The sequence below is a fragment of the Microcystis sp. LE19-8.1F genome (assembly GCF_027531715.1).
GTDB lineage: Bacteria > Cyanobacteriota > Cyanobacteriia > Cyanobacteriales > Microcystaceae > Microcystis > Microcystis wesenbergii_A.
The window spans coordinates 1-9,565 of record NZ_JAPZSO010000088.1; the positions used below are offsets into that span (position 1 = coordinate 1).

Here is a 9,565-nt window from a genome sequence, read left to right on the forward strand (position 1 = left end):
GCACCACTCCGATTCCATCCCGAACTCGGTTGTGAAACTTCACCGTGGCCAAGATACTTGTCGGGTTGCCGACCGGGACAATAGCTCGATGCCAGGATTATTCTTTCCTACCCCTCAATCTCACCAGATTGGGGGGTTTGGTTTTTAGGAAAAATCAGAGGATTTTAAATCTAAACCTCGCTCAAATATTGTATCTATGGCTAACATTTCTCCGTCGCTAGTCATAAATTTATGATCTTTGGTTGCTTGGATAGTTTGCCCATTTTCTAGGGTGTATTCAAAGACCTCTTGTAAACCCCGCTCGTGCCATTGAGAGATTGGTTGACTATAAACAAAACCATTTTTATCTACACTATAAACAGTACAGTTAATTTCTTCGCTCACAATTTTAGCAATTGGCAATAATCCGTATTCCTCAGTCAAAATTAACGTCTCACCTCCCAGACAATATTCGGCAAAATTTACCATCTGTTCAAAGAGATTTTCAGCGATTCTTTTTTCCACACCATTTTTAGCAGCACCATCGATAAACATCTCCCTTTGTTTCTGCATTTCGGAAGCTTTTTTCTTACCCATTGCCCGACGCAATAGATCCGCTTCTCCTAGGGAATAACCCGCTAAATCCTGCGCCATTTTCATAATCTGTTCTTGATAGACTAAAACTGCGTAGGTTTCCTTAAGAATTGGTTCCAATAAAGGATGATCATAACGAATGGGTTCTCTACCGTGTTTTCTGCCAATAAAGAGAGGAATTAATCCCGCATCTAAAGGTCCGGGGCGATAGAGTGCTAGGATTGAAGATATGTCCTCAATACCCGATGGTTTTAACTCTTTAACGATCTGTTTCATCCCCGATGATTCTAACTGGAAAATACCTTCTAAATCCCCTTCTTCTAGTAATACGTGGGTTTTGAGAATATCGGGAGGTAGTTTTTTATGTTCCCCTTTAGCCCGAATTTGCAGGGCTTTTCTTTCATCTAAAGGCAATTGTTCGAGATCGATATCTATACCCTGATTTTGTTTAATTAAATCGGCGGTTTTTTTCAAAGTGGTTAAATTTCTTAAACCTAAAAAGTCCATTTTTAACAATCCCAATGATTCTAAATCCTCCATGAAATATTGGGTAATTACCGCCCCATCATTATTTTTCTGGAGGGGAACCACTTCATCTAAAGGTTGGGAAGAAATGACGACTCCCGCGGCATGAACTCCGAAGGTTTTGTTAGTACCTTCGATACGAATTGCCATATCTAACCAATGACGCACATGGGGTTCCGTATCGTATCTTTCTTTAAATGCTGGTTCGGGAGTTTCATCGGAAATCATCACTTTTAAAGGTGTGGGTTTACCGCGAGAAACGGGAATCATTTTCGCCATTTTGTCCGATTCGGCGTAGGGAATATCTAACACCCGCGCCACATCTTTTAAGACAGCTTTTGATGTCATACGGTTAAAAGTAATGATTTGGGCAACATTAGCCTCACCGTATTTTTCCGTAACGTATTGGATCATTTCATCCCGTCTCTCGATACAGAAATCTGTATCAATATCAGGCATAGATTTCCGTTCAGGATTGAGAAAACGTTCAAATAATAACCCGTGATGAACGGGATCAATATTGGTTATTTTTAAAGAATATGCTACCAAAGAACCCGCAGCAGAACCGCGTCCTGGGCCGACGGGAATATCATGATCTCTAGCATATTTTATATAGTCCCAAACGACGAGAAAATAGGTAGAAAATCCCATTTTCTGTAACATTTTTAATTCGTATTCAAGCCTTTCTTTGTAAACAGTTTCAATCTCGTGACGAGAAGGACATTTTAATCTTTCTAGTAATCCTAACCAAGCAATTTCTTCTACATAACTATCAGCAGTATGTCCCGCAGGAACTGGATAATTAGGCAGTCTTGGTTCATTAAAGATGTTATAAGGTTCGACTTTTTCTGCTACTTCTAAGGTGTTATTAATCGCTTCTTCAATCACATCTTCTGGCAGATGATCACGGAAAAGTAAACGCATTTCATCAGCAGATTTTAAGTATTCTGTGCCGCTATAACGGAGTCGTTTGTCTTCAGTAATTAACTTGGCAGTTTGAATACAAAGCAAGGCATCGTGTGCCTCTACATCGTAACAGGAAATAAAGTGAGAATCGTTAGTAGCAACTACTTTAATTCCTAATTCTTTAGCAATTTTAACTATTTCTACATTGACAATCCGATCTTCTTTAGAACCGTGGTCTTGAATTTCTAAATAAAAATCATCACCAAAAAGTTTTTTATACCATTTAGCCGTTTCCTTAGCAAGTTTTCTATTATTAGCTAAAATCGCTTGGGGAATCTCTCCACCCAAGCAAGCACTGGTAACTATCAATCCTTCGTGGTATTGTTGGAGTAACTCTTTATTGATACAAGGACGAGCAAAAATGCCTTTACCTTGAATACCTTTCAGATTAGAAATAGTAGTTAATTTAACCAGATTTTTATAGCCTTGGGTGTTTTTGGCTAAAACAACTTGATGATATTTTCGGTGGCGAAGATTGACTTCAATATCGCCATTGACTACATACATTTCATTGCCAATAATTGGTTTTATTCCCTTATTACGGCAGGTTTTAATTAATTCGATCGCACCATACATGACTCCATGATCGGTTAAAGCGATCGCTGGTTGTCCTAATTCGATCGCTCGATCAATTAGTGCCGGTAATTGGGAAGCACCATCAAGTAAGCTATAATCACTGTGAATATGTAAACCGACAAAAGACATAGTTTTTCAGGAAAAAGTGACAAGGAAAAGGGGAAAAAAAACAGAATTTACTTACTTTTAATTTTCAGCAATCACAGTCTATTTTTAGGGTTGATTGAGAATCGTATAGGGGAAAGAACTTTCTTCTAAATTAAACCATTGTTCTCGCAGTTTCTGGTTATCATTGCTGCCGACAACAGTATCAACAAATTTTTTCCATTCGGGATCGTTTTTGGGTAAAATACAGCCATAAAGTTCGGTGGTAATCGGTTGACTGGGTAGTAGCACAAATTGTCGCGGATCCTGTCCTTGTTTAACGATTTCCCCCAGTAGAAGAATTCCATCACTAACCACTGCTTTAACTTCTCCCCTTTGTAATTTTGCCACTGCCTCACTTCGATCGCTGACAGCTTGCCAATTAGCCAGAGGATAGATATAACGAATAATACTATCGGTGGTGGTGTCGGGAATATAGGCGATCGCAACTGCCGCTAAAGTGTTATTAATATCTATTTTATCAACATTTTCCCTTTTAGTTAAAAATTGCGCTCCTGTCATAAAATAGGGAATAGAAAAATTAACCCTTTCTAGTCTTTCTTCCGTGATTGTTGCCGCATTACAGGATAAATCTACTTGTCCCTGTTCCACTTGCTGAAAACGATTATTAGTCGTCGCTTCTATAAAGGTTATTGTAATCGGTTTACCTAATTCTTGTGCTAATCGACGTTGGACTAAGCGCATTAATTCCACTCCGTAACCTGTCCATTGTCCCGTTTTCTCATCGATATAACTAAAGGGAGTAGCGTCTTTTCTGGCTGCCGCTTTTAATTCTCCTGTGCGAGCAATTCTTTGTAAAACTGTTTCTGCCAAGGCTGATAAATGTAGGTTATTTATCAGTAAAAGACCTAGAAAAATAAACCAAAAGTTTTTAGACATATCAAGAAAGCAAGAAGGAGATAGGGAGAAAAAAGCTAACCACCGACGTGCGATTAGCAAGTACTGCTATATTTTAACTAGAGCTTGCTGAATAAATCTAAAAACTTTGTTGGATAAGACTTTTAGACCTTTTTAAAATCCAAAAGTGCCTCGTCTGGGAGTGATCAGGGGGAAAATTCAGGTACTTTTTCCCTGAAAATTAGGTAATTGAGCAGATGAAAATCGGTAAAACCCTACACCCCACACCCAACCCCCCCGATGTCGGGGGGGTTGGGGGGGCCACACCCTACCCCCACCGAAAAACTTTTTGCCGCAAACCCTAACTACGATCCTCAAATAATCCACTCAAACGTTCTACTTCTGTTTGTGCTGTGTACATAGGAGTTCCGGCCAGAATTCCGGTAACATTGCGGAAAGGTTGACCGATGTGCATACCTTGATGATCGATCGAAAACTCACGAATATCCTTATCGTGCATAGAACCGCGCATTTTTAAAACAGTGATACCGCGGCGCATTTCTCCATACATTTCCACATAACGCAGCAGAATAATTGAATCGGTAATTGTAGAAATATGCGCTTCTGTGATCGAGGAACCTCCTAATAAAGTGGGAGTGGTGGAAGTAAATAATCCTCCCACCTCTTTTTGCTTAATAAAAGAAGTCAAACCGATAATAAATTCCCGAAATCCTTTCAGATTAGAAACCCTTTCTAAAGCAGATAAACTATCTACTGCCACTCGATTAGGTTGAAACTCCTCGATAATTTCCTTCATCATAATTAAATGATTTTCTAAACCCGTAGTTTCCGGATAACGGCAGACTACCTTTAATTTACCTTCCTTTTCCATGCGGTCATAATCCACACCCCAACCGGTAGCATTTCTAAATAACTGTTCGCGACTTTCCTCGAAGGCAAAAATTAAACATCTTTCCCCATTGGTTACTCCCCCTGCCATAAATTCTGTCACCATGAGGGTTTTTCCTGTTCCTGTGGCTCCCGAAACCAAAATAACCGAATCGCGGAAGAAACCACCCCCACACATTCTATCGAGTTCCAGACTGCCGGAAGTAATACGAATATTAGAGGATTTTTGTTCTAATTCAATGGCTGACAAAGGAATAATCACAGCCCCTTTATTGGGAATAATTGTAAAAGGAAATTCTCCTTTTTGGTGATCGGTTCCGCGATATTTTAAAATTTCGATCGTCCTTCTTCTTTTCTCATCGGTTAAAACGTTGCGTAAAATCACCACATTATCGGCAACAAACTCCTCCACCCCATAACGACTGATTTCGCCGTATTCTTGCGTTCTTTCTGCGGTCATAATCGCTGTTACTTCCAATTCTCGCAAAGCGGTTGCCAGACGAAAAAGATCACTTCTCACTTGAGCGCTATCACTTAAATGGCTAAAAATTGCGCCTAAAGAATCCATAGACACCCGTTTGGCTTTATTTTTGCGGATAGCAAACTCAATGCGAGCGATTAATGCGCCTAGGTCGTATTCTCCCGTCACCATCGGCTTTTCTTCCGGTTGGGGGGAAGCATCGACAAAGGCCCACTGACGATTCTCCTCCCACTGCCGGATATTCCAACCAAAACCACCCATATTTTTTCTTAGTGCTTGGGGTGGCTCCTCGAAGGTGACAAAAACGCCATTTTCTCCATTTTTGATGCCTTCTGCCAGAAATTGACAGGCAAAAACCGTTTTAGCACTTCCTGCCGTCCCCGCTATCAAAGTCGCTCGTCCTTTCGGTAATCCCCCTTCCGAAAGAAAATCAAAGCCGGGGATTCCTGTTTCTAACTTCTCAATCAACTCTAGGGGATTATTTTGCGTCATTTAAGTTCTCTATGAAAACGAGCTAATGTTTATTGTACCTATTTCAGTGACCAGCGATACCAGAAATTCATCCCTAGTTGGGGTGTATCAAGAAAATTCAGTGAGCGTTGTTAACTTTTATGACAATATCGACTAGATTATCCACATTATCTGCTGAGAATTTCTCGAATATAAATGATCAATAAATAATCCCAAGAGCTTATTTTTCAAGAAAATATTAAGTAGGCTGTGTTAGCGCAGTAAGGTAGTTAGGGTTAGATTCCCGCACAAAATTTACCCAAAACAGGAATAGAAATAAAAATCATCTCATCTAATAAAAACAAGATTACGGCTGTTACTATCGTCCTAATTGCCCAATTTAATCTAATTGCTTTTTGCTCTCTAATTTTAGAGATTATAACTAAAGTTTCTGTTTGTAAATATTGTATTAAAGCCGTTAGATAGTCTTCTTCCTCTGCTTGGTTCCATTCCTCAGCAAGCAATTGTTCTGGTAGGATAATTTCACCACCCACTACTGGGGATAGACCCCATAATCCTAAGCCAATAGTAATAATTGTGAATAAATAGGCCAAAAATTTCAAAAGATAGCAGGTAAGACAAGGATAAATAGACTGGTTACATTCAAGGGAAACTAGATAAGCAGGTCAATGTCAGCCACAATTAACCAAAACCCCCCTAATAGTCAGAATCAAAGTAAGTTTTGTATTTAGTTGATTAATACTATCCTTGACAACTTTGAGAGAGTTTAAGGTATAATCATAGGTAAGCTGGATATTTGTCATAGTTATTTGCTCTACTATGGAACATACAACCGATAATAATCAAAATCAGCAAGAAACCGATAATCAAACAGAAAAAATAGCAAGAGATAATAAACCCATCCTGAAGATTGATCCTAAGAAAACTATACCCTACATACAGGAAGGAATCAAACCGAAAAATAGATAAATTCTGTTTATTTCAGGGTTCCTTGAGATGCGTCAAATGATGGCGCATCTCAAGGAAAAATCAAGTATATTTCTCTAACTATAAAGGAACTTGAGTAATCCAATCTTGATACTTTGGTTCCTGATTGAGAACGATAGAACTTAACTTTTCTTTTAACTGATAAGTAATCGGTTTAGCCGCAGGTAAAGAAAAAGTTTCAATCTTTTTAATCGGAGTAATTTTTGCCGCAGTGCCACTTAAAAACACCTCATCAGCGATAAATAACTCCGTCTTATCTACGGGTCTTTCAATAACCGGAATACCCAAATCCCGCGCGATAGTTAAAACACTATCTCTAGTAATACCCTCTAGGATATCTTGGTCAAAACTAGGAGTAATTAGCTGACCATTTCTGATGATAAAAATATTCATTCCCGTCGCTTCACAGACTTTACCCTGAGAATTCATCAAAATTGCCTCATCAAACCCCGATTCTACCGCTTCCGTTTTTGCTAAAGCAGAAGTGATATAAGCGGCGCTAATTTTACCTCGCAACGGGAAACTTCTATCCTCTTGACGATACCAAGAACTAATCCGACAGTTAACCCCATCGGCTGCTAAATAATCATCCATTTCTAGACCATAGACTAGAAAATCCTTCTCGATACCATGTAATCGCGGAGCAATTCCCAACCCGGAACTATAGACAAGGGGACGAATATAAAAAGGTCGATTACACTGATTTTTTTTCACAAAATCGATAATTATTTGATAGATTTTATCGGCAGGAATCTCGTAATTAAGAAACTTAGCACTTTGACTTAAACGCTGACAATGACGTTCTAATCTAAATAATAATATCTGTCCCGGATTGCTAGGGTCGGGAGTACCTCGTAAACCCCCAAAAGCGGCAGTTCCGTAGTGTAGTGCGTGGGTAGCAACGGATAATTTTGCCTCACTAAAAGGGATAAATTTATTCTCAAAATAGGCGAGAGGAAGGAAAGGAATTTCGGTAATAGACATTTTTTTTTGATTGAACCAAGAACTAAACGGGATTTACCCATGCGGAAAAATTTTGTTTCTGGCTATTAGAAGGATTTTCTACCCTGATAATTTCATAGCGAATCGTCTGCGGGGCGGCCAGTGGAACAGCAAGGGTTCGCAATTCATCGAGATGAAAGACTGTTATCTGAATAATATCACCTGCGCGGTAGTCTTTTAATCTTTCGTTTAACTGTTCCGCCGTCACCCGCAATCCATCGATAGCCAATAACTCATCATCAGCATTAATTCCCGCTTTTTGGCAAGGGGAACCCATCTCGACAAATTTAATTATTTCTTTACCCGCTTCACTCTGTACCCGCATTCCCAGATGAGGTATCGTCTCCCCATTGCCAACACCCCGCAGATAGAGTCCAAAAGGTTCAAGATATTCATTAAAGGGTAATTCTGCCAAACCGTCGATATAACGCTGGTAGAAGTCGCTTAAATCCACCCCTGCGGCAGATTCGAGAATTGCTTGCAATTCCCCATCGGTATAACCAATCTCCTCTTTACCGAAATGTTGCCACATCGAGCGTAAAACATCATCGAGGGAACGACGGTTATCGGTGTGGGTGCGAATTAGTAAATCGAGAAGCAGCGACAATAATTCCCCCTTGAGATAGTAGGAAATTTGACTATTATCGCTATTGCTATCCCGTCGGTAGAGTTTTATCCAGGCATCGAAACTCGATTCGCCTAGAGGTTGGACAAGACGACCGGGTATATTGAGATAACGGGTGATTTCTTTGCTTAAAAGCTCTAAAAAAGTCTTACTATCGTATATTCCCGCCCGTAGAGGGATTATCATATCGTAATAACTGGTGGTTCCTTCGGCAAACCAGAGGGAAGAAGTATAATTTTCTGCATCATAATCGAAGCTTTCTAAAGCTTTTGGGCGAATACGCTTGATATTCCAGAGATGAAAGAACTCATGGGCGACTAATTGCAGAAAACGATTATACTTATCCTTATCTCGTAATCCCAAACGCGCATAGTTAAGGGTACAGGAATTTTTATGTTCTAGTCCCCCGTAACCGGCTGCCGAAAGATGTAGCAAAAAGAGATAATTATCATAGGGGAGTCCACCGAACATAGCCGACTCGGTTTGAATAATTTTAGTGGTATCGGCGATAATTTGACTAGGATTAGCGTTTCCCCGTCCCCAGATAGCTAATTGATGGGGTTTTCCCTCGACGACAAAATCGTATAACTGATGAATCCCCACTTCCACGGGACTGTCCACCAGGGTATCAAAATCGGGAACGTGAAAGGTGTTTTTCTGTCCGGGTAAAGATTTTAAGGCAGTGGTAACGCGCCAATCGGCATGGGGAGGGATAATTGTCAGGGTGAGGGGATGTTTTTGATAATCGGGGATATAGAAAAATAAAGCAGCCCCGTTGAAGTAACCGTGAGTATCATCGAGATGGTTGGTTCTGACGGTTAAATCGTGGGCAAAAACGCGATATTTGACTGTTATTTCTGAACTATTACCGGTGTCAATCTGCCAGTGATTTTTAGCAACTTTGCGACTGTTGAGGTTAACAGCTTGAAAATCTTGAACTAAACGGGAGTATTCCCGCACTAGATAGGAACCGGGAGTCCAAACCGGCATTTTTAGGTTTAAAATCGGAGCTTGCCAACCGGTAATCTGTAGAGTAACTTCAAAGAGGTGTGAAGTCGGTTCCGACATAGCCACTTGATAGCTGAGACTTAAACGAGTTGAGGAGATGGTAGTGGGGGAAATAAGACTGGTCATCGGCATTAAACGGCTTTTAAGTTATTCTACTAAATCCAGTTATTAAAAACTGATTATTTATTCCCCCTTTTGCATGACTGCCTCTCCTGATATGTAGCCTATACTCAACGGATGGCCGTATTACTTCCGATTTTATCACTCAATCCAAGCCTTTGGGGGGTTCTACCCCCCAAACCCCTAGGGTTGATTGATAGTAGGGTTGATTGATAGTAGGGTTGATTGATAGTAGGGTTGATTGATAGTAGGGTTGATTGATAGTAGGGTTGATTGATAGTAGGGTTGATTGATAGTAGGGTTGATTGATAGTAGGGTTG

General features: G+C 40.1%; 7 protein-coding genes. 1 reads left to right on the forward strand and 6 read right to left on the reverse strand.

What is annotated here, in order from left to right; all coding sequences use genetic code 11:
- Nucleotides 1–144: 144 nt before the first annotated feature.
- From O9334_RS09480 to O9334_RS09495, 4 genes are all read right to left on the reverse strand, one after another.
- Complete coding sequence (locus O9334_RS09480; protein WP_045357669.1) at nt 145–2,769, reverse strand: trans-splicing intein-formed DNA polymerase III subunit alpha N-terminal partner DnaE-N; 2,625 nt, start codon at nt 2,767–2,769, stop codon at nt 145–147.
- A gap of 84 nt (nt 2,770–2,853) precedes the next feature.
- Complete coding sequence (locus O9334_RS09485; protein WP_288000005.1) at nt 2,854–3,684, reverse strand: amino acid ABC transporter substrate-binding protein; 831 nt, start codon at nt 3,682–3,684, stop codon at nt 2,854–2,856.
- A 319-nt stretch (nt 3,685–4,003) separates the two neighbouring features.
- Entirely contained in the window at nt 4,004–5,524 is a 1,521-nt protein-coding gene (gene kaiC / locus O9334_RS09490) for a circadian clock protein KaiC (RefSeq protein WP_002797104.1), read from the reverse strand.
- Nucleotides 5,525–5,778: 254 nt separating this feature from the next.
- Complete coding sequence (locus O9334_RS09495; protein WP_148045341.1) at nt 5,779–6,096, reverse strand: hypothetical protein; 318 nt, start codon at nt 6,094–6,096, stop codon at nt 5,779–5,781.
- A gap of 226 nt (nt 6,097–6,322) precedes the next feature.
- Here O9334_RS09495 and O9334_RS09500 point away from each other — a divergent pair, with 226 nt between their 5' ends.
- Nucleotides 6,323–6,472 (forward strand): hypothetical protein, encoded by a 150-nt coding sequence (locus O9334_RS09500; RefSeq protein ID WP_190381308.1) that lies wholly within the window; start codon nt 6,323–6,325, stop codon nt 6,470–6,472.
- A gap of 78 nt (nt 6,473–6,550) precedes the next feature.
- Here O9334_RS09500 and O9334_RS09505 read toward each other — a convergent pair whose 3' ends face one another.
- Nucleotides 6,551–7,474 carry a branched-chain amino acid transaminase gene (locus O9334_RS09505; RefSeq protein ID WP_045357662.1) on the reverse strand — a complete coding sequence of 308 codons (924 nt, stop codon included), beginning with the start codon at nt 7,472–7,474 and terminating at the stop codon, nt 6,551–6,553.
- 22 nt (nt 7,475–7,496) lie between these two features.
- Nucleotides 7,497–9,257 (reverse strand): M61 family metallopeptidase, encoded by a 1,761-nt coding sequence (locus tag O9334_RS09510; protein ID WP_045357661.1) that lies wholly within the window; start codon nt 9,255–9,257, stop codon nt 7,497–7,499.
- Nucleotides 9,258–9,565 lie beyond the last annotated feature (308 nt).